This is a genomic window from Flavitalea antarctica (assembly GCF_054461535.1).
Genome location: NZ_JBTLQG010000042.1, coordinates 1 through 24,981, shown reverse-complemented (window position 1 = coordinate 24,981; position 24,981 = coordinate 1). Strand labels below are relative to the sequence as shown.

24 protein-coding genes are annotated in these 24,981 nt (G+C 44.6%); 14 read left to right on the top strand and 10 right to left on the bottom strand.

Features of this window, described 5'->3' with window-relative positions; translation table 11 throughout:
• Window positions 1-9 precede the first annotated feature (9 nt).
• The 4 genes from ACX0G7_RS24120 to ACX0G7_RS24105 form a co-directional block, all read right to left on the bottom strand.
• A complete protein-coding gene (locus ACX0G7_RS24120) occupies window positions 10-1,308 on the bottom strand; it encodes a radical SAM protein (protein ID WP_458926095.1) in 1,299 nt (432 codons plus the stop codon).
• 104 nt (window positions 1,309-1,412) lie between these two features.
• The gene (locus ACX0G7_RS24115) at window positions 1,413-2,015 is read right to left on the bottom strand and encodes a hypothetical protein (protein WP_458926094.1); all 603 of its coding nucleotides are present in this window, start codon (window positions 2,013-2,015) and stop codon (window positions 1,413-1,415) included.
• 65 nt (window positions 2,016-2,080) lie between these two features.
• Window positions 2,081-2,626, bottom strand: coding sequence for a hypothetical protein (locus ACX0G7_RS24110; protein WP_458926093.1), 546 nt, complete (start codon window positions 2,624-2,626; stop codon window positions 2,081-2,083).
• Between the two features lie 3 nt (window positions 2,627-2,629).
• A complete protein-coding gene (locus tag ACX0G7_RS24105; protein WP_458926092.1) occupies window positions 2,630-3,673 on the bottom strand; it encodes an agmatinase family protein in 1,044 nt (347 codons plus the stop codon).
• Window positions 3,674-3,990: 317 nt separating this feature from the next.
• Between ACX0G7_RS24105 and ACX0G7_RS24100 the strand changes: the two genes are divergently transcribed.
• The 3 genes from ACX0G7_RS24100 to ACX0G7_RS24090 all read left to right on the top strand — a co-directional run bounded on the left by ACX0G7_RS24100 (window position 3,991) and on the right by ACX0G7_RS24090 (window position 7,662).
• A complete protein-coding gene (locus ACX0G7_RS24100; protein ID WP_458926091.1) occupies window positions 3,991-4,410 on the top strand; it encodes a cytochrome c maturation protein CcmE domain-containing protein in 420 nt (139 codons plus the stop codon).
• Between the two features lie 9 nt (window positions 4,411-4,419).
• Window positions 4,420-6,843, top strand: a complete 2,424-nt coding sequence (gene ccsA, locus ACX0G7_RS24095; RefSeq protein ID WP_458926090.1) for a cytochrome c biogenesis protein CcsA — start codon at window positions 4,420-4,422, stop codon at window positions 6,841-6,843.
• A 156-nt stretch (window positions 6,844-6,999) separates the two neighbouring features.
• Window positions 7,000-7,662: a DUF4294 domain-containing protein gene (locus ACX0G7_RS24090; protein WP_458926089.1), complete on the top strand. Its 663-nt coding sequence runs from the start codon at window positions 7,000-7,002 to the stop codon at window positions 7,660-7,662.
• Window positions 7,663-7,765: 103 nt separating this feature from the next.
• On the opposite strand, the gene rfaE2 is transcribed toward ACX0G7_RS24090, so the two are convergent.
• From rfaE2 to panC, 4 genes are all read right to left on the bottom strand, one after another.
• Window positions 7,766-8,257: a D-glycero-beta-D-manno-heptose 1-phosphate adenylyltransferase gene (gene rfaE2 / locus ACX0G7_RS24085; RefSeq protein ID WP_458926088.1), complete on the bottom strand. Its 492-nt coding sequence runs from the start codon at window positions 8,255-8,257 to the stop codon at window positions 7,766-7,768.
• On the bottom strand, window positions 8,244-9,260 hold the full coding sequence (locus ACX0G7_RS24080; protein WP_458926087.1) for a lysylphosphatidylglycerol synthase transmembrane domain-containing protein: 1,017 nt from the start codon (window positions 9,258-9,260) through the stop codon (window positions 8,244-8,246). The genes rfaE2 and ACX0G7_RS24080 overlap by 14 nt, the downstream gene beginning before the upstream one ends.
• Window positions 9,260-9,604: an aspartate 1-decarboxylase gene (panD, locus tag ACX0G7_RS24075; RefSeq protein ID WP_458926086.1), complete on the bottom strand. Its 345-nt coding sequence runs from the start codon at window positions 9,602-9,604 to the stop codon at window positions 9,260-9,262. Before panD ends, ACX0G7_RS24080 begins: the two co-directional genes overlap by 1 nt.
• Window positions 9,605-9,666: 62 nt before the next feature.
• Window positions 9,667-10,536: a pantoate--beta-alanine ligase gene (gene panC / locus ACX0G7_RS24070; protein WP_458926085.1), complete on the bottom strand. Its 870-nt coding sequence runs from the start codon at window positions 10,534-10,536 to the stop codon at window positions 9,667-9,669.
• A 219-nt stretch (window positions 10,537-10,755) separates the two neighbouring features.
• Between panC and ACX0G7_RS24065 the strand changes: the two genes are divergently transcribed.
• The 7 genes from ACX0G7_RS24065 to ACX0G7_RS24035 all read left to right on the top strand — a co-directional run bounded on the left by ACX0G7_RS24065 (window position 10,756) and on the right by ACX0G7_RS24035 (window position 17,610).
• On the top strand, window positions 10,756-11,568 hold the full coding sequence (locus ACX0G7_RS24065) for a glycogen/starch synthase (RefSeq protein WP_458926084.1): 813 nt from the start codon (window positions 10,756-10,758) through the stop codon (window positions 11,566-11,568).
• 37 nt (window positions 11,569-11,605) lie between these two features.
• Window positions 11,606-13,063 (top strand): DUF4270 family protein, encoded by a 1,458-nt coding sequence (locus tag ACX0G7_RS24060; RefSeq protein WP_458926083.1) that lies wholly within the window; start codon window positions 11,606-11,608, stop codon window positions 13,061-13,063.
• A gap of 80 nt (window positions 13,064-13,143) precedes the next feature.
• Window positions 13,144-14,397, top strand: coding sequence for a methionine adenosyltransferase (metK, locus tag ACX0G7_RS24055; protein WP_458926082.1), 1,254 nt, complete (start codon window positions 13,144-13,146; stop codon window positions 14,395-14,397).
• An 82-nt stretch (window positions 14,398-14,479) separates the two neighbouring features.
• Entirely contained in the window at window positions 14,480-15,049 is a 570-nt protein-coding gene (locus ACX0G7_RS24050) for an NUDIX domain-containing protein (RefSeq protein WP_458926081.1), read from the top strand.
• Window positions 15,033-15,794, top strand: a complete 762-nt coding sequence (gene rlmB / locus ACX0G7_RS24045) for a 23S rRNA (guanosine(2251)-2'-O)-methyltransferase RlmB (protein ID WP_458926080.1) — start codon at window positions 15,033-15,035, stop codon at window positions 15,792-15,794. Before ACX0G7_RS24050 ends, rlmB begins: the two co-directional genes overlap by 17 nt.
• The gene (locus ACX0G7_RS24040; RefSeq protein WP_458926079.1) at window positions 15,791-16,651 is read left to right on the top strand and encodes a hydroxymethylglutaryl-CoA lyase; all 861 of its coding nucleotides are present in this window, start codon (window positions 15,791-15,793) and stop codon (window positions 16,649-16,651) included. Before rlmB ends, ACX0G7_RS24040 begins: the two co-directional genes overlap by 4 nt.
• Window positions 16,648-17,610 (top strand): GSCFA domain-containing protein, encoded by a 963-nt coding sequence (locus tag ACX0G7_RS24035; protein ID WP_458926078.1) that lies wholly within the window; start codon window positions 16,648-16,650, stop codon window positions 17,608-17,610. Before ACX0G7_RS24040 ends, ACX0G7_RS24035 begins: the two co-directional genes overlap by 4 nt.
• Window positions 17,611-17,620: 10 nt before the next feature.
• Here ACX0G7_RS24035 and ACX0G7_RS24030 read toward each other — a convergent pair whose 3' ends face one another.
• Together ACX0G7_RS24030 and ACX0G7_RS24025 are read right to left on the bottom strand one after the other, a co-directional pair.
• Window positions 17,621-18,670, bottom strand: coding sequence for a phosphotransferase enzyme family protein (locus ACX0G7_RS24030; protein WP_458926077.1), 1,050 nt, complete (start codon window positions 18,668-18,670; stop codon window positions 17,621-17,623).
• A gap of 30 nt (window positions 18,671-18,700) precedes the next feature.
• The gene (locus ACX0G7_RS24025; RefSeq protein WP_458926076.1) at window positions 18,701-19,312 is read right to left on the bottom strand and encodes a MiaE family protein; all 612 of its coding nucleotides are present in this window, start codon (window positions 19,310-19,312) and stop codon (window positions 18,701-18,703) included.
• A gap of 80 nt (window positions 19,313-19,392) precedes the next feature.
• On the opposite strand from ACX0G7_RS24025, the gene ACX0G7_RS24020 reads away from it, so the two are divergent.
• From ACX0G7_RS24020 to ACX0G7_RS24005, 4 genes are all read left to right on the top strand, one after another.
• Window positions 19,393-20,484, top strand: coding sequence for an aminotransferase class I/II-fold pyridoxal phosphate-dependent enzyme (locus ACX0G7_RS24020; RefSeq protein ID WP_458926075.1), 1,092 nt, complete (start codon window positions 19,393-19,395; stop codon window positions 20,482-20,484).
• Between the two features lie 187 nt (window positions 20,485-20,671).
• Window positions 20,672-23,113 carry a penicillin acylase family protein gene (locus tag ACX0G7_RS24015; RefSeq protein ID WP_458926074.1) on the top strand — a complete coding sequence of 814 codons (2,442 nt, stop codon included), beginning with the start codon at window positions 20,672-20,674 and terminating at the stop codon, window positions 23,111-23,113.
• A 176-nt stretch (window positions 23,114-23,289) separates the two neighbouring features.
• Window positions 23,290-23,661 (top strand): hypothetical protein, encoded by a 372-nt coding sequence (locus tag ACX0G7_RS24010; RefSeq protein ID WP_458926073.1) that lies wholly within the window; start codon window positions 23,290-23,292, stop codon window positions 23,659-23,661.
• A gap of 88 nt (window positions 23,662-23,749) precedes the next feature.
• Window positions 23,750-24,981 (top strand): DUF5686 and carboxypeptidase regulatory-like domain-containing protein (locus ACX0G7_RS24005; protein ID WP_458926072.1); only part of this gene is annotated, 1,232 nt, incomplete at its 3' end.

Here is a 24,981-nt window from a genome sequence, read left to right as displayed (position 1 = left end):
TAGCGGTAATCAATGAGCGAAGTCAATCTCAAAACTACCCGTAATGCGTTCCATCGGGGGATTGAAATATCCGAATTTCAGATCAGGAAACTCTTCGTGAATCAGCTCCATCAGTTGTTTGATCCCAAGTATTTCACCAGTTTCAGCGACATTGATTTTCCCAAGATACCAGTCGGGATCTATATTGAAATTGCGCCATTGGATCATCGAGAGCTTTGTTTCAATGATGAGCTTGCGCAATGCTTCATATTCTTCCTCGCTGTCAGTCATGCCCGGAAACACAAAATAGTTAATGCTTGACCAGCCGCCATGGTGACGCATCACCTTCAGGCTTTCGATGATGTCCTCAAACTGGTAGTTGTTTGGCCGGTAATACGCTTCATAGATATGTTTCCTGGCAGAATTAGTACTTACCCTGATCGAATTAAGGCCGGCTTCACAAAGGGCCTTCACCGCATCCGGTTTGGAACCATTTGTATTTATGTTTATACTGCCACGGTCGGTATGCTTTCGGATTTCTCTAATCGATTCCCTGATTGTTTCCCACATCAGCAGAGGTTCACCTTCACATCCCTGGCCAAAGCTGACAATCGGGTAGGGGGCTGTGGTTAAATGCGGAACAGTGAATTCAACGATTTCTTCCGCCGTTGGTTTAAACCTTAACCTGTCCTGGGTGGAAACGATGGTCTCATCTTCCGGCTGGAAAGAAATACAACCTATGCAGTTTGCGTTACAGGCGGGCGAGGTCGGCACGGGGCATTCCCATCTGCCTATAAAATAGTTCCTTGCTGCGGGGCAATGATAAGTGAGGCAGCAATTTTCGGCGAGGTGTTTGACCAGCCTGTTCTGCGGATAAGCTTTCAACAAGGTTTCAACTCCGTGTTCTATTGTATCTGCCAGGTAGCCTCTCGATTCCTGGCGGATATCCTGCTCGATGCGGACAGCAGGAACATAGAACTTCGAATCGAGCCAGCCGGCAGCCGTATAACAAAAAAGTGGAAGAGTAGGTGCATCCGGCCCGGTTTCATAAGCGGCGATCCAAAGCCCGGTATGCGCGGGTGGTATGAACGCAGCAACCGCCCAGCCTTTTTCACAAAGCCTCATCTCGCCGGTGTTTACATCGATCCCGATTCCTTTACGGCCCGGAAGTTCATACAGCGATCCGCCTTCCGGCAATTCTATCCATTCTTCTTCAGGAATAGGATATGCGTCCCAGCCGCTGCGGCCGGCGGTATACAAACTCGTATCTTCAAAAATATTTCCCTGGCCATCGGAATACAATATATATGGCGACTGCTGTATTGACATCTCTTCTTCAATTGATTTAAACCGGCAACACCGATGAAGATGCCAAAGTAAATGATTAACAGGCGTTTAGTATCGACCCACGATATCACTCAGACAGCTGTGTTTCAGCGTTGTTGCAGATAATGCCTGCAAAATTCGTGAATTTGGTCGAGTTCTTCGAATTGAAGATTTTTCCTGAGACGGAAATGATAACTTTTCTGAACAGAAGTAGCGATTATGATATGATCGTAGTGCGCTTCGATATGAGAGATGTTTGACCAGATAAAAAATTTACTGTCGGGTAAAGCGGGAACGGTCACCCCGGTGTGATGAATGGCCACAAACTCCGTTTTGCCGAGTTTTTTCTCGCAATAAAAAAGATAGATGTATGCAACACTTAGTAAAACATGAATGCCGCCATTTATCCAGGTACCTCGCATGAGGAGATCTGTACCTATACCGAGGAAAAATATGAACTCAACAAATCTGAAAAACAGGTTTATCAACGGCAGATCTTCCAGCGCATTCCTCGCGGCAAAAAGGAGCAAAAATATATCAAGGGCGATCAGGAGCAGACAACCGGAGTAGATGAGGCTGCCGCCGGGCTGGATGATATGGGTAATTCCGTGAATCAATATCAGCACAGCTGCGGTCAGGTGCAGGAGATTCCCCGATCGTTTGAGATTTTGAAATGCGGGATGAACAATTGGTAAAGCGAGTGAGTTCATGCGCAGATAGTTTGAGCGAAGATGCAGGATCCTTAGAATTCCATAATCAAAATGGGGATTAATGTTTACCGGAGGCACTGCGCACAAAAACTATTGAATTCGTCCTCATCTGCCTCGCCATCTTCATCAATCGTTTCCTTTTGGAACAGCTTGTTGCTTTTGAAATCAAGTGTAAGTACATTGTCTTTCAAAACAACGTTGTTAAAGTCCTGCCAGGTATATCTTTTTTTGATCAGTGAATTAAAAACGATTTGCTTCTCAGTAAATCCGATCTCTAAAGGAAATTTTGCATGGAACTCAAACAGCCCCAGGAAACCAAATACAAAAACAAGCCATTGAAAATAGGGCATTACGGTCCATACGATCGCTGCGAAAAACAAGGCCCTGTTGTAGGCAATTTTTTCATGGTTATTTGTGCGGAGCAGGTATAGATTACGTGCTATCAGCACTGCAATAAACAGGAAGCCTACCAGGTAAACAATTGTTTTCTGTGGTGTGATGAATTGTTCGCGCAAAAAGATCAGGGCAGAAGCACTGCAGAGCAACAGGCTTATGAGATCAACATATTTCCGGCTCTCATTTTTTAGTGTAACAAGATATGTGTAGACCATCGGCTAGTTGTTACTTGCAACGAGCAAATTACATAACTTCCATAATACGTGAGCGCCCACATTGGCATCCCAGTCGTTGTCTCCAACCCCTATCTCCATCAGGTCAAAACCAATTAACTTACGTCCACTCTGGAGCACTCTTTTCAGGATGTAATAAACCTGCTCAGCCTCAAAACCGCCCTGTACGGGGGTTCCGGTGTTCGGGCAGAGTTTCGGATCAAGGCCGTCAATATCGAAACTGAGAAACACTTTTTGAGGCAGCTGGCTGATGATCTCATCGGTTATCTGTTTCCAGTTCTCGCCTTCAAATTGTCTTTCCTTGATGTCTTTATCAAAATAGGTTACAACGCGGTTATTAGAATTGCATACAAAGGTCCATTCCTCATCTGAAAAGTCACGAACACCAACCTGTACGAGTTTTGTTATTTCCTTAATCTCGGTGAGCGCATTATACATGATGCTTGCATGGCTGTATTTGAAACCTTCATACATGGTACGAAGATCACAGTGCGCATCGATCTGGAGTATACCAAACTCGCCGTGTTTTTCTGCCAGTGCTTTATAATAACCGAGAGGGGCCGAGTGGTCGCCACCGAGTAGTGCCACCAGTTTATTCGCCTTCAGGAGATCCCGGGTTTGCTCATAAACCCATTGGTTCAGGTAAACGGCGCCTTCATTTATGTCTTTGAGTGACTTGCACATGAAGGTATTCTTGTCAACTATTTCTCCATGGGAGATATAATCGATCAGCAATTCAGCTTCTTTGCGGAGATAATCACTTTTCAGAAGAATCTTTTTATCGGTCTGCCGCATGAATATACCCTGCTTCCAGGCATCTTTGGTATCTGCGTCAAACAGGTCAACCTGCATGCTTGCCTTAAATACATGGTCTGCGGCCCTGGCCGTACCGGCGCTGTAACTTACTGTTACTTCCCAGGGTACAGGGAGGATAATGAGACGTGAATCTTCTTCTGTGAAGGGGAGCCCGAATATGTTGTTATCGGGATTGCTTGCCCCGTTTTTATCGAAATGGGATAAATCTGTCATGATTAATTTCTGCTACTCAAAACGATTTGCAAGGTAGTAACAGTATGTATAAGTTGCAAAATAAATAACGGGGGTTGCAACGGGTGCGCTGGCAGGCTGGTTTTTAACTATTTATAAGTAATTGGTATCAGATATCGGTGGATCTTTGCGGTTTTACAACCGGTCATGAAAACACCTGACGGGAGGTTGTTTATTCTGTAACTATTCTCAGGCGGGGTGATTAATTTCAAGGCCATGTTATTTAATCCGGTTCGTTGTTTTTTCGAACAGTTTGCCTGCATTTTTTGTCATAGCTTTGCCATGAATTCTAGATCATTATGAAGAAAATACATATTGCCATCCTTGTTTGTATAGGTATAGTGATTGCGGTGCTTATCAGCACAATGGGGGATCTGTCGAGTTACGAAACACTTGCTTCCGCAAAACAGAAGGCCGGTAAAAATGTAACCATCATCGCCAGGCTTGATAAGTCGGCCGATAAACCTATCATCTACGATCCGGCACGCAATCCCAATTATACTTCATTCCACGTCATTGATTCCCTCGGAAATAAAGCTAAAGTGGCTTATTATTTCGAAAAGCCCTATGATATGGAAAAAAGTGAACGTATAGTTATCAAAGGAAAAATGAATGGTGATGTATTTGAGATCACCCGGAAGGATGGTATCCTGATAAAATGTCCTTCCAAGTATAAAGATGATCCCAAAGCCGCGCAGAACAACCTGAGTCAAAATTAATTTCAACTGATGGATTATATTGGTGAACACCTGTTTCCGGGGCAGCTAGGACATTTCCTGGTTGTACTTTCCCTGGTTGCATCCCTTGTAGCGACTATTGCTTACTTCAAATCGACAACCGCCACTACGGAGGAGATCGCTGCCTCGTGGAAGCGAATGGCGAGGATTGCATTTATTATCGATGCCGTCTCCGTGACAGTAACATTTGGTATCATATATCACCTGATCTCCAATCATTATTTTGAATATTACTATGCCTGGAACCATTCGGATAAATCACTGAAGACAGGATACCTGTTTGCAAGTATCTGGGAAGGGCAGGAGGGTAGTTTTCTCCTTTGGGCCTTCTGGCATGGCGTGCTGGGTATCGTGCTGATGCGCACTTCCAAAAAATGGGAGGCACCGGTTATGACCGTGATCAGTTTTGCGCAGGTCTACATGGCCACCATGGTACTTGGTATTCACTTCTTCGATATCAAATTGGGTAGTTCGCCGTTTTTGCTGACACGTTATATGCAGCCGGCTTTTATGGATATGGCCAACTACCTGACGCTGCCGGTTTTCCGCGATGGAAATGGACTGAATCAACTGCTGCAGAATTACTGGATGCAGATCCATCCCCCGATCATATTCCTCGGTTACGCCTCCACCGTGGTCCCGTTTTCCTATGCCATTGCCGGTCTCTGGAAAAAGGAACACAGTACCTGGACGAAGCCTGTTATGCCATGGGCGCTCTTTTCTGCGGCTATCCTTGGCCTGGGCATTATGATGGGCGCAAGATGGGCGTATGAATCGCTGAACTTTGGTGGCTACTGGGCCTGGGATCCGGTCGAGAATGCTTCCATGGTACCATGGCTGGTGCTGGTTGCCGGAATACACACCGTGTTGATCTACAATTCTACCGGCCACTCCTTACGTGCTTCTTACCTGTTCCTGTTACTCGGATTTCCGCTCATCTTATATTCCAACTACCTTACAAAAAGTGGGGATCTTGCCGACACTTCTGTGCATGCGTTCACCAGCCAGGGACTCAACTGGCAGCTGCGGATAGGAGTGCTGTTGTTTGTAATACCAGCAATGGCATTTTTTGCGAAACGATACAAACAAATACCTGCGATTGCCAAAGAAGAGAATACCTATTCGCGGGAATTCTGGATGTTTATCGGTTCGCTGATATTGTTTTTGTGTTCGCTGTTTATTGTGATTTTTACTTCACTGCCTGTCATCAACAAAATATTCAACACCAGTTTCAACGTCGGGACCGATGTCGAATTCTTTTATAACCGCATAGTCATCTTTGTTGCCATCGTACTTGGTGTGCTGACAGCTGTCACGCAGTTCTTAAAATACAAGAACACCAATAAAACGGAGTTTGGCAAAAAGATCCTTGTGCCAACCGTGTTATCGCTGATGATTGGCGGCGCCATCAGTTACTGGGGCAATATTAATTACGACACTTATGGGATCGGCTTTCTTGCCGCGATACATCTTGCCATTTTCGCTGGCGTGTATACAGCGGTCAGCAATGCTGCGTATATCTGGACCGGGCTCAGGGGCAAGCTAAAAGTTGCAGGTGCATCAGTGGGGCATATTGGCTTCGGTGTTTTCCTGGTCGGAATACTTATTTCATCTTCCAAAAAAGAGATCTTATCTATTAACCGTACCAATCCCCTGAACTTCGGCGAGGGCAATAAGATCACCGGAACAGGCATGGAGAACCTGACCCTTTATCATGGCGTGAAGAATGATATGGGTGAGTACTACGCGACTTATGTAGCAGACAGCAGCATCAATAATGGAAGGCAGATCTATTTTCATATCGAAATGGAGAAAAAAGACGGGTCAGATAAATTTACGCTGTATCCCGATCTGATGCGAAATACAAAAGGCGACCAGGGCATCTCAAATAACCCGGACGCGAAGCATTACTGGAACCGTGACATTTTTACTTATATCAATCATAGCTCCAAATTGCAGGAAGGCGAGGATACTGCAAGTTTTGTAAGCTCCACCGTAAAGCCAGGTGATACTATCTTTTACTCAAATGGCTTTATGACCCTTGACAGGGTAACGCTTAACCCGAATAATGCCAAATATAAGTTTACAGATAAAGACACCGCCATCATGGCCGAGATCACGGTTCATGCATCCAATGGCAGGAAGCTACAGGCAAATCCTGTTTATCAGCTCACCAATAACCAGGTAAAATACACCATCGATACCGTTTTTGCTGAAGGGCTTGCGGTCGGTCTGTCACGCGTTGCGGACGCACAGCGAATTGAAATCAGTGTTAAAGACTCGACAAAACTGGTGCCTTTTGTTGCGCTGAAGGTGTTACGCTTTCCCTTTATTAACCTCGTATGGCTGGGAACAATTCTCATGATTGTCGGGTTTGTAATGAGTATTTCCCGCAGGGTCAGGCTGTTGCGATAATAATAAAGAATTTGTCCCGTTATTGGTCCGGATTTCGTTTATTAACGTATATGCAGTAATCACGAGTTGATAGCCGTCATTTTATTCACGGATGGGTTACTTTAAGCCTGAACCGGGTATAATAATAAAAGAATTATTATTATTTTAGCTACAGTCATGAAGAGATGCCGGGAAATAGCGGGAAAATGTGTTGCGTTGTTGGCATTTTGGTTGGCAACTGCTCAATTTTCTGTTGCCCAGAACATTCCTGATTCCATCCTCAAAAATTACCCGTTGCCCGAACTTGGCCCAAACGACACGATCCCTGTGCCGGTTACCTTGTTTGACAATCAGATTGTTCCAGCACAAACCCTGGAATGGATCTGGGTCCAGGCGAAATATCCACCTCATCTGCTGAAAAAACGAGAAGCTTACAATAGGCTGCGAAACGCGGTTTATGTATGTTATCCCTATGCCCGCAGGGCAGGTATCATTTTGAATGATATAAATTACAAACTTGCTGGCATGAACAGTAAGAGTGAGCGGAAGAAATATATCAAGTCCCGTGAAAAGGAACTTAAAAAAGAATTCTCCGATCCTTTGACTAATCTTTCCATTTACCAGGGCAAGGTATTGATGAAGCTCATTAACCGGGAAACGGGTAATAACTGTTATGATATTATCAAAGAGTACAAAGGAGGCGTAACGGCAAGATTATATCAGACAGTCGCCTTTTTTTACAACAGCAGCCTGAAGCAACCTTATGAAGTGGAAGGCAAGGACAGTGAGATCGAGAAAATCGTGCTTGAAGTGGAAAAGATGTACGTGAAGAAGTTATGAGTTATGAGTTATGAGTCAGTTATGAGTTAGTTATGAGTGTAATGGGCAGGTAAGTATTTTGTAAAGGCAGGTGGTTTTCCCACGGATAAAGAAAATTTTCGCCTTAGAGTCTTGAGATCTTTTCGATGAGGCCGGTTGATGAAAATCCCTGTACGATAGGATTGATAACTACACGCCCGCCATTTGCAATCACCTCTTTGGCGCCGACAATCTGGTCGATCGTGTAATCTCCGCCCTTTACAATCACATGAGGTTTAATTGCCCGGATCAGTTCCAGCGGAGTGTCTTCATTAAATATTACCACTGCATCAACGATCACAATTGAGGCAAGAAGAATTGCCCTGGCATTTTCGTCATTCACCGGCCGGCCTTCACCTTTGAGTTTTTTTGTCGAGAGATCTGAATTAAGTCCTACAATCAGGAAGTCTGCTTGTTTTGCTGCTTCTGATAAGGAAGCAATATGTCCGCGATGGAGGATGTCGAAGCATCCGTTGGTAAAGGAGATCGTTTTACTTTGCAACCTCAGTATCTGCACTATATGCAGTAGTGTAGGCAAGTCGAATATCTTGCTATTAATGAAGTCAACTTTTTTCATGTCCTGGTTTTTTGTTAAGATATGGTAACACCAAAAGAGCAATAAATCCACTGAGCAGCATCTGGAAAAACTGGACTCCCCACATCAGGCTGCCGAAAGCAAAGCCAATGTTTTCTTTTAGTCCGTATAACAACATTGTCTGTTGAACAAAAATGGGATAGACTCCGATTCCTCCTGGTGTCGGGATGATCATGGCCAGGCTGCCGGTGGTCAGCACAGACAAGGCGACTTCAACGCCATAGCCGGATGTTTCATTCAACGCCCACAGACCGATCTGAACACTCAGCAGGAACATCACCCAGATAAAGATCGAATGAAAGATAAACCACTTTTTATTTTTCAGGTACCGGACACTTATCACACCGGCCCAGATGCCTTTCAGCACCAGTCTGATTTTTTTTATGAAGTCGATATGAGCGAGTTTCTTAAATACCAGCCATATTGCAAAGATCACAACCAGCAGGATGCCCACAATTATTAACACTTTTGTCAGCGAAAATGATGAGGTCCTGGCATTAAAGATGGAACCAAGCAACGTACTGATATAATTCCCGATAAGATCAAACTGTACAATGACTGTTATAGCTATCACGATGATCAGGCAAACCACATCAAACGCGCGTTCTGCCACAATTGTACCTATTAGCTTATCTGCCGGAACCTTTTCGTAGCGGGCCAGGATCGTACATTTCAGCACTTCACCCAGCCGGGGCAATGCAAGGTTAGCCATATAGCCGATAAGCACCGCCATATACGTATTCGATAACCTCGGTTTATATCCCAGCGGTTCCATCAGGATCTTCCACCGCATGGCACGGCTGAGATGGCTCAGCAACAAAGTAATAATGACCGGAACAATGAGCCAGTAATTGGCGCTCTCAAAAGATTTTTTGATTTCGGCCCAGTCATTACTGTCAATTTTCCGAAGCGACCACCATACGAGGAACACTCCAAACCCGAGAAAAAATACATATTGTAAAAGGCTTTGGAGCTTCTTTTTCATTACAGCTGATTTCCGGCTTTTGGAAAGACTATCCACGGTTTGAATGTCCGTGCTTTTTCAAAATCCATCCGGGCATAGGAAATAACGATGACTATGTCACCCACGGCCCCCTGGCGCGCAGCCGGGCCATTGAGGCAGCAAACGCCCGATCCACGCTTACCGGTAATAATATAAGTTTCAATACGTGATCCGTTATTCACATTAACAACCTGGACCTTTTCATTTTCTATCATGTTGGCCGCATCCATAAGATCTTCATCGAGGGTAAGGCTCCCTACATAGTTGAGATTAGCTTCCGTTATTACCGCGCGATGAACCTTGGATTTCAGAACTTCTATGTCCATAGTATTAGAACGAAATTAAATTGATGGCAAAATTAAGGTGCACAATATTACAATCAGTTGATTTATTTGTTGTGTTGACCGGGGTTGGGGGTGATAATCATATTGTCAATCAGCCGGACCTCTTCAAGGAAAGCTGCAATAAGGCACACTAAGGGTATTTGCCCATCCCAGGAGCTGACCAGGTTCAGGTTGGTTGCGTCTGCAATCTCTACATAATCAACTTTAAATCCTTTATTACTCAGTTGTTTCCCCGCCTGGTCCTTTAGGCTGTTCAGGTCACCCGGTGTTAAAGCTGTTTTAACAAATGTGAGCGTATCATAGATCGCCACCGCCTTTTTTCTCCCTTCAGTGGAAAGCCTTGCATTCCGGCTGCTCATTGCGAGGCCATCTGGTTGCCTGACCGTAGGAGCAGTGATCAATTTTGTACGCGAATGCATAAAAGAAAGGAGCCGGGCGACTACCATACACTGCTGATAATCTTTCTGACCCATGAAAAGCAGGTGAGGGTTAACGATAGTGAGCAATCGCTTCATTACCTGGCAAACACCCTGGAAATGGCCGGGCCTGGAGCTGCCTTCGAGCACAGTTTCAAGATAGCCCAGGTTAAAACTTTCTAAATTTTTCAGCCCGTCGGGATAGATATCGCTTACATCAGGTACAAACACGATATCTGTTTTTGCTTCTTCGAGTTTCGTTAAATCAGCTTCCAGCGTTTTGGGGTATTTGTCGAAATCGGTAACATTATTGAACTGCGTCGGGTTTACGAATATACTGCAGACCGTTAGGTTTCCCGTACCAAGGGATTGCCTTATAAGTTCCAGATGACCGTCATGAAGCGCTCCCATTGTGGGAATAAAGCCAATCGTTGCCCCATCCGATGATAGTTTTTGCAGGTATTCGTGAATTAAGTCTGCTCTTTTAAAGAGGATCATTATTTGATTTTATATATAGGACCGGCGAAATTTCACACAGCCATAACGCTGCTCTTCCTTTGTTGAAACCGTTAGGTGGGAACCAGAGAGGTTTCATACAAGGGTGCAAATATCACTCTAAACCCTGTAAAGACTTAGTCTGAGGCAAATTTTCCGTAAAAAAACCTTACCTTTGCCAGCTGATTTTCAAATCGGGAGTCAAACCAATTTATTATCCTAATGCTGACAAAGAAAAGAATTTTATTTATTGCCAACGAGATGTCGCCTTATCTGGAACTAACTGATTTTTCAGAAACAGTGAATAAGCTGGCGATAAAAGCGAATGAGGGTGGATATGAAGTGCGTTGCATTATGCCCAGGTTTGGAATGATCAATGAAAGAAGACATCGTTTACACGAGGTTGTTCGGTTGTCCGGCATCAATGTATCGGTAGACAATGATGACTTCCCACTTCAGATCAAGGTTGCTTCCCTTCCCAATGCCCGTCTCCAGGTTTATTTTCTCGACAACGAAGATCTCTACAAAAGAAAGTACATCTTCCACGATGAAGCAGAAAAATGGTTTGATGATAATGGGCTGAGAACCGTGTTTTTTTGCAAAGGCGCTCTTGAGACCGTCAAGAAATTTGGCTGGCCGCCCGACATCATTCATTGCAGTGGCTGGATGACCGGATTGATTCCATTATACCTTAAAACCGCATATAAAAAGGAACCTGTGTTTGCTCACAGTAAGGTGATTTATACACTCGGAAATAACAGCTTCAAAGAAAAGTTAAGCGCAGACTTTTTAAAGATTGCAAACATAAGTCCTAATATAAAAGATAAGGATCTTGAGCCTTTCAAAGATCTGAACAATGTTGCGTTACAGCGGGGGGGTGCAACCTACGCGGATGCTATCACTTTTGGCGCGGAAAAAATTGACAAAAAACTGGTCGAAGAATTCGGGAAGGTGAGGGGTAAAAAAATCCTTACACATAGCACGGATGCTGATTTAACAGACTATTTACAATTGTATTCCGATCTTGCCAAGTAAGTGATATATCTGAAATCAATAATACAACAAACTTCTTGTGAATAGGAAAACTTTAACCCCCTTATCTCTTTTAGCTCTTCTCATTACCGTTTATTCTTCTTGTACGCGGGTTGATGCAACAGACTTAGGCAATGGTCTTATTCCTGCGGTAGACAATATACAGACATTCGATACTATTTTGCCGGTAGTAACAAACAATCTTCTTCTTAGCGATGATTCAAGAATAGTATACGATGAAGATCATGCGATTGGTGTGATCCAGAATGATCCCGCTTTCGGCAGGCTATCAGGAAGTATATATTTTAGTCTTTCCCCTGCAACCTTTGCTTACCCATTCATTACACGTGACAGCATCAGGCAGGTTGATTCGGTTGTACTGTCAATGGCTTTCACCGGCACATACGGAGATAGTACTTCAACCCAGACTTTTGGTGTATATGAGTTACAGGATGATCCGCGTTTCAAAGATTCTATCAATGGATATCTTATAAGCAACGATGGCATCAATCTCGGTCCCTTGCTTAAGACGCACACGCAGAATTTCGACAGGCTGAGTGATCAGTTTGTTATCCAGAAAGGAAAGGATACCCAGGTTGTGAGAAATCAGATGCGTATCCGGCTGGACAATTCATTTGGTCAGCGCTTCATTAATTACGAGGCCAATGTATACCTGAACGATACAACGTTCAAAACTGCGTTCCCGGGCTTTGGGCTCATACCACAAGGCGGTAATCAGAACGCGCTGGCTTATTTTAATCTTGCAAATGCCGAAAACACAAAGCTGACCATTTATTATAAAGCGAAATCGTGGGGCGGAGTTGTAGATTCTGCACTCGTTACAAACTTCACTTTCCGCAACCTGCGTAATCTTAATAAAGTCCAGAGAACGATTACAGGATCAGAAGCAGCAGCGATAATAAATAATGGATCGGATTCTGATGACAGGCTCTATATAGCAACTTCACCCGGTACCTATGCGACAGTGAAAATTCCCCTTTTACCGGGTCTCTCGAACCGGGTAATTCACAGGGCAGAACTGGTGGTAAAAAACATTACTCCCCCAGGCTCCGTGTACCAGGTTCCATATTATTTGTTTCTTGATGCCTGGGACAGCGCAAAAAATGTTGCTAAGACCATTCAGAATGATTTCACTTATAATGCGACAAACGGTTCTTATAATCTCACACTGTTCGGGGGATTTCTTACCAATAAGAATGAGTATAATTTCGACATCTCGAGATATGTTCAGGGCATAGTTACCCGTAAAGAACAAAGTTATACGCTCAGGCTTTATGCGCCTTACAAGACCTCCAGTATTTATATCCCCGGGGGCACAGCGAGCGCGAACAACCTGGATACCTTAATCGACAGGCAAAGAAAAAGCGGTGGTCAGCTATTTCTGAATCCACAGATTGCTAATGGCAGGGTAATACTGGGCGGGGGAACACATCCATCTTCTGAAATGTACCTTAGAATTATTTATTCTAAAATTTAAGATGGACGCTTATCTTTGCGCCTGATTTTTAAGTTTTCCCTAACTTTTGACACTTACTATTTTTATCAAATAAAACAATCATGCCTTATTTATTTACTTCTGAAAGTGTTTCCGAAGGTCACCCGGATAAAGTGGCCGACCAGATTTCCGATGCCCTGATAGATAATTTCCTTGCGTTTGACCCTCAATCCAAGGTTGCCTGTGAAACCCTGGTAACTACCGGACAGGTTGTTCTTGCCGGTGAGGTTAAATCGAAAGCTTACCTGGATGTACAGGAGATAGCAAGAGGTGTTATCCGCAAGATCGGGTACACAAAAAGTGAATACATGTTTGAAGCAAATTCATGTGGTGTGTTTTCTGCTATTCATGAACAATCCGCTGATATCAACCAGGGAGTGGATAGAAAGAAAAAGGAAGAACAAGGTGCAGGTGACCAGGGTATGATGTTCGGTTATGCCAGCAATGAAACGGATGATTACATGCCATTGGCACTGGATATAGCGCATAAAATCTTAATTGAACTCGCGGCACTCAGAAGGGAAAATAAAGCGATCAAATATCTTCGCCCGGACGCTAAGAGCCAGGTTACCCTTGAATACGATGACAATAACAAGCCGGTAAGAATTGACGCTATTGTCGTTTCTACCCAGCATGATGATTTTGATTCAGAGAGCAAGATGCTTGCTAAGATCAAAGCTGATATCGTAAACATCCTGATTCCAAGAGTAAAATCAAAGTACAGGAAATACGGTAAGTTGTTTAATGACAATATTAAATATCATATCAACCCAACCGGTAAGTTTGTAATCGGTGGTCCACATGGTGATACAGGTCTTACCGGCCGCAAGATCATCGTTGATACTTACGGTGGCAAAGGTGCACACGGTGGTGGAGCATTCAGTGGTAAGGATCCTTCAAAGGTTGATCGTTCCGCTGCTTATGCAACAAGACATATCGCCAAGAACCTGGTAGCTGCCGGTGTTTGTGATGAGGTACTGGTGCAGGTTTCCTATGCAATCGGAGTTGCCAAACCAATGGGGATCTATGTAAATACTTATGGTACCGCAAAAGTGGATATGTCTGATGGCGAGATATCGAGCCTTGTTGAAAGCACATTTGACATGCGTCCATATTTTATTGAACAACGTTTAAAATTGCGTAACCCGATATACAGTGAAACTGCTGCTTATGGCCACATGGGCCGCAAGCCGGTTATGGTTGAAAAAACCTTCACCGCTCCTGATGGCAAATCCGTCAAGAAGACCGTGGAACTTTTCACCTGGGAGAAGCTGGATTACGTTGCCAAAGTAAAAAAAGCTTTTGGTCTGAGATAATCAGTCTTAAATAAATGAAGCCCCCCGTACATGATGTTGGGGGGCTTTTTTCGTATTTTGTAACTGGCCAAACAAAAGCATTATGGTTCCTGCAGGTGAAACAATCAGTCCCTGGAAAATTATCGATTCAAAACCCGTCTATGAAAATCCATGGATCCAGGTAACAGAATACAATGTAATAAATCCTTCAGGGGGTAAGGGCATTTATGGGAAGGTTCATTTTAAAAACCGGGCTATTGGTGTTCTGCCACTTGATTCGGAACTCAATACTTATCTCGTAGGGCAATATCGGTTCACGCTGGATGAATACTCGTGGGAGATACCGGAAGGAGGTGGGGTGATGGGCGTTGATCCCCTGGAGTCAGCAAAAAGAGAATTGATGGAAGAAACGGGCCTGGTTGCTTCAGATTGGAGCATCCTGCAAAAAATTCATCTTTCAAACTCAGTATCAGATGAGTTTGGTCTCGTGTATCTTGCACGTGATTTAAAGATGGGACCATCAAGTCCCGAAGAAACAGAACAACTGCAGGTTATAAAAATACCCTTTGCCGAAGCTTATCAACTGGTAGAGGAAAACAAAATTACAGATTCACTTTCAGTAGCTGCGATATTGAAGGTACAATTGATGATAAAAGATGGAAGAATCAAATAAGCCCGGCGCATCAAAAAAGTCAGCTATTATTATAGGAAGACAACCTGTGATAGAGGCAATCGAAAATGGTCGTGCCATCGATAAGATCCTTTTTCAACAAAATGTAAGTGGCGACTCGATCGGAAAGATCCGCAAATTGGCGCAGGAGAAAAACATTCCCATCCAGCAGGTTCCGGTTGAAAAGCTGAATAGCTTTTCAAGAGCTAATCACCAGGGCGTTATCGCCCAGGCTGCCATCGTTGAATATATGAACCTTCAGCAGGTGATAGACCAGGTTGTAAGTAACGGGGAAACGCCGTTGTTCCTTATGCTTGATGGCATAACCGACGTGAGGAATATAGGAGGAATAGCGCGTACCGCGATTTGTTGTGGTGCCCAGGCTATTATTGTTCCCGATAAAGGGATAGCAGCACTTAATGAAGATGCGATGAAGGCTTCAGCAGGCGCACTGGAAAAGATCAATATCTGCCGTGTGAGTAGCTTGCTTAAGGCGGTTGATGAATTGCATATGAACGGCATCCTTGTGTACACATCGGAGATGAAAGCGCCGGCGAAACTTTTCGACATCGACTTCAAACAGCCATTCTGTGTAATTATGGGTAACGAGGAAAAAGGAGTGCAGCCATTTTTGAATAAAGCGGCCGATGCACAGTTCAGCATCCCGATGAAAGGGGATTTTGATTCTTTCAATGTATCAGTCGCCACTGGTATTATTCTTTTCGAAGCGATGAAGCAAAGATTATGACCCAACGCGTCAAAATAGTCGAATGCCCCAGGGACGCCATGCAGGGTTGGGATCATTTTATTCCAACAGGTGACAAGATCCGATACATCAATGCGTTGCTGAAAGTCGGTTTTGATACGATCGATTTTGGAAGTTTTGTTTCTCCTAAAGTGATCCCCCAGATGAGAGACACCCGGGAAGTGCTTGCTGGTCTTGACACAGGACAATCTACCACGAGGTTGCTTGCCATCGTGGCCAACTTGCGAGGCGCGGAAGATGCATCTCAGTTTGAACACATCAATTACCTGGGTTACCCTTTTTCGGTTTCTGAAACTTTCCAGCTTCGCAACGCAAATGCGACCATGGAGCAGTCGCTCGAAACCGTAGCAAAAATTGCAGCTATCTGTAAGAATAGTAAGAAGAAACTTGTCGTTTACATGTCCATGGCTTTTGGCAATCCTTACGGGGATGCCTATTCGCCGAAGGTTGTCTACGAGTGGGTTGAGAAAATAACGGACCTGGGTGTTGATGTTATTTCTCTCGCTGATACTGTTGGACTGGCAACGGCCGAAGATGTCTTTACCGTCACCGACTATCTCATCAGTTCGATGCCCGCCCAGGAATTTGGGGTGCATCTGCATTCCGGCCCGGACAACTGGCAGCAAAAGTTACAGTCCGCGATTGATGCGGGTTGCCTTCGCTTTGATGGCGCGCTGAAAGGTATCGGTGGTTGCCCGATGGCAGATGACGTGCTTGTTGGAAATATGAACACAGAATTAATGATCCCGTATTTTGAGCGTAAGGGTTTTGATACTGGTATCAACAAGTTGGCGCTGGAAACCGCCGGCGAACTCGCAGGAAAGCTTTTTATAAAATGAACTTTCAATTAAGTTTCACCCCGGACAAATTTCAGGAACCGATCCGGCACCACCACCGGATGTTTATGATAGGTTCCTGTTTCACTGAAAACATCGGTAAAAGACTGGCTGCACTGAAGTTTGATACGCTGCAAAATCCCAACGGAATCATTTATGATCCTGTCAGCATCACCAATAGCCTGGTTTCATACATTGAACAGAAAACTTATCAATCCGCCGATCTTGTGTACCTGGACGATCTCTGGCACAGCTGGCAGCACCACGGTAGTTTTTCGGATGTTGACGATCACGCGGTGCTCAACACGATCAATGCATCCCAGCAGAAGGCACACGAGTTTTTGAAACAGGCTGACTGGGTATTCATCACACTTGGTTCGGCATTTTCCTATTCGCTCGTAGAATCAGGGGAAAGCGTAGCCAACTGCCATAAAGCCCCGGCCAGATCATTCAATAAACGCCTGCTCACTATTGAAGAGATCAAATCTTCGCTTGATACCTGTATTCACCGGCTGTTTCACTTCAACCCATCAGTTCGCATAATCTTTACTGTTAGCCCGGTGCGTTATGTCCGGGATGGACTTGTCGAAAACAACCTCAGTAAGTCAAGGCTGATCGAAGTAGTTCAGCATATAGTTCAGAAGTTCCGAAAGCTTTATTATTTTCCGGCCTTTGAACTGGTGATTGATGTGCTACGGGATTACCGGTTCTTTAAGGAAGATATGGTGCATCCAAACGAACAGGCGATAGATTTTGTTTTCGAAGCATTTAGCCTGGCCGCCTTTGAGGAATCAACCCTTGAGCTAGTTAAAGAAATAGACAAGATTAATGCGGCACTAAATCACAGGCCATTGCATGCTAACACACCTGCGGACCAGAAATTCAGACAAAACCTTCTTGGGAAAATTACTGCATTGCAGTCAAAATATCCACACCTCGATTTTACATCAGCGCTTTCCTGAATGAAAGCCGTTAATTCTCATTTATTTTCAGGAACTCTTCGAGTTTTTCGAGAAGGATAAGCTGATTGAGGGCGCGGTTAAGGTTCTGCTCCGGGTAAGTCGTTTTATAATAGATATCATTATTTAAAAAATCGGTGACAAAACGCAGGCACTGCATATAAATAAGCATCCGGCCGGCATAGTGTATATGATTCATTTCCGTTCTCGTTAGATTACCCTGGCTGCCATCAACATATCCATCAATTATGGCATGGTAGTATTCCGGCACGATATCTATGTTCTCCCATTCAGTGCTGTTTTCTTCTCTTGAACAAGCCATGGTTCTCACCATATCACCGATGTCTGAGTAAAACCTGCCCGGCATAACCGTATCAAGATCCACCGGGCAGATAACCTGGTGGCTTACCTTGTCGAAGAGTATGTTACTGATCTTGCAATCGTGGTGCATGATCCTTACCGGGTATTCGGCTGTATTTTCTGCCGCTTCCCGGTAAAAGCTGACCAGGTCAAACCTTTCGCGGAGTGATGAGATTACATGCGTTGCCTTAAGTAAACGGTTAATACCTGCAGAAGCGATAGCCTGTTCAAACTGTTCATACCTATAGTTAAGATCATGGAAACCCGGAATAATGATTTCCAGTTTCTCAGGATCCAGCCTGTTGAGCGCAGCCGAAAATTCTGCGAAACATTTTGCCGCCAGGTAAACCTTGCTCGCCGATGCCGCTACATTGTCAGCATACGAGTTTTCTATAAAACGGGTAGCACGCCAGAAATTACCATTTTCATCGACCCAGAAATACTTACCCTTCCTGGTAGTAACCAGTGGCGGAACGCCTTTGTGGCCGCGGGCTTGTAGTTCTTCGCTTATAGCCCTGTAATTATGAATGATGTTTTCAGGCTGACTGAATGTTGCCTGGTTAATACATTGCAGCATCAACATAGTTCCGTCCGTAAATGTAATCCGGTAACTGTGATTTATCAGACCTGTACCAAAAGGTTCTATTGAAGGTTCGCCCTGTCCAAACTGGGAAGCAGCTTTTTTTAGAATACTATCATTCATGAATAACCGGTTTATTTCAATTTGTGCTGTTCAATGTATCCTGTCTCCGCGCACCTCGAGTTGTTGCATCAGTTCTGCCTCAAATTTCAACCATTCCTGCCAACGTTTTCTAACCTTTTCCGGCCTGACATAGGTTTCCGCCAGTTCAATGAAGAGGTGATAGTGCCCGGCTTCACTTTCCATGAAACGGCGATAGAAATTTTTCAGGTATTCATCATCAAGTCCTTCACTTAGCCTTTTAAATCGTTCACAGCTGCGTGCTTCGATCAGCGCCATGGTCAATAGTTTGTCGAGAAAACTATCTTCCTGGCTGCCCCCTTTTACCTGGAAAGCGAGTAAGGCATTTACATATTCATCTTTGCGCTGTTTGCCCAGTTTAAGGTTGCGTTTATGCAGTTCAGCCAGCACAAGCCTGAAATGGCCCCATTCCTCCGTTACAATAGGCGCAAGTTCCTTTACCAGTTTTTCTTTATCACTGAACCGGGTGATCAGGGAAATGCAGGTGTTGGCAGCCTTCTGTTCGCAGTAAGCGTGATCGGTAAGAATATGCTCCAGTGACATACCGGCAAGATCAACCCACCGGGGATCTGTGGGTAGTTGAAGACCAAGTATATTTTTCGTTTGTGATATGGGATCGGTCATAGCATTCATTGGTCCGGCGATGAGTGATTCACAAAGCCGGATCAGGCAAATATCCTTAAAGTTGCCGTAGTTTTGAAATTATGCTTAACGATGATTTTCTCGAACAAAAGCTGGCTCAACGTCGCAGTGAAGGAAGTTTCCGGGAACTTGTAGTCCGGGAGCATTTAACTGACTTCAGTTCGAACGATTACCTGGGCGTTGCAAAAAAAACTCCGCCCGGAGACCGGGAATCGCATTATGCAAACGGGTCAACGGGATCAAGATTGCTGACCGGCAACTCAGACCTCGCGATGAAGATTGAAGACCAGGTCGCAGCTTTTCATAATGCGGAGGCAGCGGTCCTTTATAATTCAGGATATGATGCGAATATTGGATTGCTTAGTTGCGTTCCCCAGAAAGGAGACACTATCATTTATGATTTTCTGAGTCACGCATCCATCCGGGATGGCATACGTCTTAGTGCTGCTCAATCCTTTTCTTTCAGGCATAATGATCCTGACGACCTGGAATCAAGATTGAAAAACGCTACCGGAACGGTGTTTGTGGTTACAGAATCCGTTTTTTCAATGGACGGTGACCAGGCACCGCTGATTGAAATCAGCCGGCTTTGTGATAAGTATAATGCTAAACTAATCGTAGATGAGGCCCATGCTACCGGGGTGATTGGTCGGGGGGGTGCTGGTTTGGTACAGGAGCTGCAACTGGAGCATTGGTGTTTTGCGCGGATCCATACATTTGGTAAGGCGCTCGGGTGCCATGGCGCGGTGGTCATCGGGTCGGCTCGTTTGAAAAATTTCCTGGTAAATTTTTCACGCGCATTCATTTATACTACCGCGTTACCACCGGCTGCCCTGATAGCCATTCAACAAAGCTATGCGTTGTTCCCGGGGATGAACGAAGAGCGATTGAAGCTCGGCCACCTGATTGAGATGTTCCGGTCTGCCAGTCCTGGTTTTCAGAAGCTGGATAGTGTTACGCCGGTTCAGGGTGTTTTAGTTCCCGGCAATGAAAATGCAAAGCAGCTGTCAGCGGAACTTCTGGCAGCGGGACTGGACGTGAGGCCAATACTTTATCCTACAGTTCCAAGAGGCGCCGAACGCCTGAGAATAGTATTGCATAGTTTTAATACCATTGCTGAAGTCAATCTGCTGATCAGGAAGCTTGCCAGGTAAAAGGTGCCAGCTGTTCATTTTTTAATCATGTGGCTGCGCGCAAGACAAGAAGATTTACTATTTCCTTTCTGATAACATTCTCGCCCCACCTGGTCTGAAGCACAATTTCCTGGTATACCTGCTTAATGGTAGTTTTTTTTGCCTGCGGGTTAACTCAGAAACTTAAAATGATTCATAACTTAGGTACATGCGGAATCTCCCTCTCATACTAACGGCCTTGATCACCTGCGCACTTGTAGTGGTCCTGGATTCGAATTTGGGCAGCGTACCTGCACTTGGCAGATTCCTGAGTCCCCAACATGGTTTCTGGAAAAATGCGGAAGCAACCGACATAGACTACTCAGGCGAATTTGATCTCCAGGAACTAAGTGGATCATCGACAGTTTATTTCGATGACAGGCTGGTACCACATGTTTTTGCGGGATCAGAAGGCGATGCATATTTTATCCAGGGTTACCTGCACGCAAAGTTCAGGCTATGGCAAATGGAAATGCAGACCTATGCTGCTGCCGGCCGGATATCCGAAGTGGCGGGAAAACGGGCATTGCAGTTTGACAGGCAGCAAAGACGAATGGGTATGGTGTTCGCCGCCCAGAACATGTTGCGGGAAACCGAAGCCGACAGCACCACAAAAAATGCCTTTGACCAGTATACTGCCGGCGTCAATCATTATATTGAAGGACTCAGGGATCGTGACCTTCCGCTTGAATATAAACTGCTGGGATACCGCCCGGAAAAATGGACCGTTCTCAAAGTGGCACTTTTTGCAAAACAAATGGCCAAAACACTGGCGTCTAACGAAAATGACCTGGCGCTTAGTTATGCAAAAAACTTTTTTAATGATGAGCAGCTGAAGATATTGTTTCCCCAGCTTTCAGATTCGCTCGACCCGGTAATTCCGGCGGGTACAGTGTTCCCCGCTGCGACTATAAACCCCGTAAAACCAGCCGACGCAGATTCCGCCTACATAAACAACTACAATATCATCCCGCTCACTGAAGTTCAAAAACCGAATCCTGCAAATGGCAGTAACAACTGGGCAGTAAGCGGCAGCCGTACTAAAAGTGGTAAACCAATACTTGCCAACGACCCTCATCTTGAGCTTACTTTACCATCCGTCTGGTTCGAAATGCAGATCTCCACTCCGGGGATGAATGCGTATGGCGTTTCTTTTCCGGGTTGCCCCGGAGTAATCATCGGCTTCAATGACTACATCGCCTGGGGTGTTACAAACGCCGGCCGCGATGTGCGCGATTATTTCGAGGTGCAATTCAAAGACAGGTCGAAAACAAGTTATTGGTTTAATAACAGCTGGAAAAAAGTGGATAGTCTGAAAGTTGAAATCTTTCATATCAAAGGTAGCAACACGGTGTACGATACTGTTGCGTATATCGACCAGGGGCCGGTTATGTTTGACCATGACTTCGAGAGTAGGATCAGTCCCGGCAAAGCCTATGCTGTAAAATGGATAGCCCATGAACCAAGCAATGAGATGCGCGCTATCCGGCTCTTGAATCATGCAAAAAATTATGCTGAATATCTTGAGGCGATCAAATTCTTCATTTGCCCGGGACAGAATTTCGTATTTGCTTCAGTGTCCGGTGATATCGCCTTATGGCAGCAGGGAAAATTTCCTGCGAGATGGCAGCAACAGGGCCTGTATATCCTGCCGTATGTTGATAACCGTTATACCTGGCAGGGCTATATTCCTCAGTCGGAGAATCCACACATGTTAAATCCGGCCCGGGGTTATGTAAGCAGTGCCAACCAGCGTTCCGTTGCGGGTGATTATCCCTATTTTATCCCGGGTGATTATGATCTCTACAGGGGCATCAGGATCAACAGGCAACTGGAAGGCATGCATACGGTAACCCCAGAGGATATGATGAACCTGCAGAACGATAACTATAATACTCTTGCCGCAACAGCTATGCCTTTATTCCTGAAACACCTGCAATATTCATCCTTATCATCTGCTGAAGCCGTTTACGCCGATTCGTTAAAAAAATGGAACTACTACAGTGATGCAGGAACAATAGCACCGACCGTCTTTAAGATCTGGTACGACAGTCTGGAGAATTTTGTATGGCACGATGAATTAAAACCGCTCAGGGCAGTAGGTCTCAATCCCCATGAAAAAACACTGATCGAGGCATTGTTAAAAGACAGTTCGTTTAGTTATATTGACGATATGAATACCAGGGAGAAGGAAACGTTGACTGAAGCCGTGACAGTTTCCTTTAAATCGGCTGTATCTGTTGTACAGCAGTTGGCCGTTAAAAATCATGCATCCTGGGGCGCCTATAAAAACACCACGCTTTATCATTTATTAGGTCAGGAACTGCTTCCTTTTTCCAGGGGCGATCTGAACATCGGGGGCGGAGTTCATGTGGTTAATGCAACACAGCATAACCATGGTCCCAGCTGGAAAATGGTAGTAGAACTCACTTCGCCAAATCAGGCATGGGTAATTTATCCGGGTGGTCAGTCAGGAAATCCAGGCAGCAAATATTACGACAACTTTGTGAACGAATATGCAAAAGGAAATTATTACAAAGCCTGGATAATGACCGCCGGAGATAAAAATGATAAAAGGATTAAGTCAACGCTTGTGTTTAATAAGAAGTAATGAGACATTTTAATAGTTTGCATTTGATAAGAAGCAATAAGACATTTTAGTTGCAACATTTAATAAGAAGTACTGAAGGGTTAATCGCTGGCCTTTAGCAAGAAATAATGCAACTTAATGGCTTGCGTTTAACAAGAAGCAAGGAAAAATCAATGCCTTGCGTTTAACAAGGAGTAATGAAAAATTCTGCCCGGTTTGCATCAGCTGTTATACTTACCATGGCACTTTGTTATCTCGGTGGCCTGGTATTGCCGTGGTGGATCATTGCGCCGGTCGGACTGTTCACCGGTTATTTGATTCAATTACGACCCGCAACGGCTTTCCTGGCAGGTTTTATCGCTTGTTTTCTGCTCTGGTTTTGTCTTGCTTTTGTTATCGACTATAAAAATGAACACATATTAGCTACCCGTATAGGGGCATTATTTACTTTAAAACAACCTTTACTCATGATCTTAATTACCGGCCTTATTGGTGGCCTTGTTACCGGAATGGCATCACTCACCGGTGCACTTCTCCGGACCCGGCTCAAAAGACCAATGGCGGCATGATTTTTTGGGATATGTTAAAAAATCACAAATCTCATCTAAAAAACTGCTTTGTGCTGTCTGGCCGTTATTTTCGTGAGCATCATTACATATGAAACAATTACCATTATTCTGCCTGCTATTCCTGGTTTATTCAATCGACGCAATGGCAGGGCGGGTAACCGGACTTGTTAAAGACGAAAAAGGTCAGATACTTCCGTTCGCTTCCTTAATGATCAAGGGTACTTCCCGTGGCACAACCGCCAATAATGAAGGACGTTACTTTTTAAATCTCGATTCGGGCCAATATACAATCATCTGCCAGTACGTAGGTTATATCCGTGAAGAAAAAACCATTATCAGCCGCTCTGAACCCATGGAAATGGATTTTGTTCTCCGGCTACAGGCCTTTTCATTGGATTCCGTAGTCGTGAAGCCTGGCGGACCTGATCCCGCTTATGCAATTATTCGTGAGGCTATGCGGATGCGGCCATATTATCTGAACCAGCTCGACGCATTTCAAAGCGATGTTTATATAAAGGGCCAGCTGAGATTAAGGGATTATCCCAATAAATTATTTGGAAAGAAGATTGATTTCGAAGATGGCGATACCAGCCGAAAGAAAATACTTTACCTGTCTGAAACGTATGCAAGACTGTCGGTCATGAAACCGAACCGGGCGAAAATTGAAGTGCTGTCCACCCGGGTCAGTGGGAACAGTGACAGTTATGGGTTCAGTTCACCCCAGATTATCTCTTTTTATGAAAACAATGTAAAGGTTGGTACTAATCTTAACCCCAGGGGTTTCGTTTCCCCGATAGCTTCAAATGCGCTCAATTTTTACCGGTATAAACTTGAAGGCGTCTTTTATGAAGAAGGCAAAGAGATCAACAAAATAAAAGTTATACCCCGTCGGAAATATGAACCGATGTTCAGCGGGTACATCAATATCACTGAAGGCGACTGGAGGATCCACAGCGTGCAGTTGTTACTTAGCAAAGAATCCCAGCTGGAGATTATGGACACGGTTAAAATTGAACAACTCTATGTTCCGTTTGACAAAGATCTGTGGGTCATCAAAACCCAGGTGATTTATCCTTCTATAAAGATGATGGGCTTTGACGCATATGGCAACTTCGTGAACGTTTATTCACAATACAATATAGCACCGGAATTCGCTCCAAAGTTTTGGGATAACACGGTGATGAAATTTAATGAAGGTTCCAACAAGAAGCCGGCAGGTCACTGGGACTCCATACGTCCGATACCTTTGCAGACAGACGAGATTCTTGATTACCGCAAAAAGGATAGCCTGGAAGTGGTCCGGAAGGACCCGGCCTATCT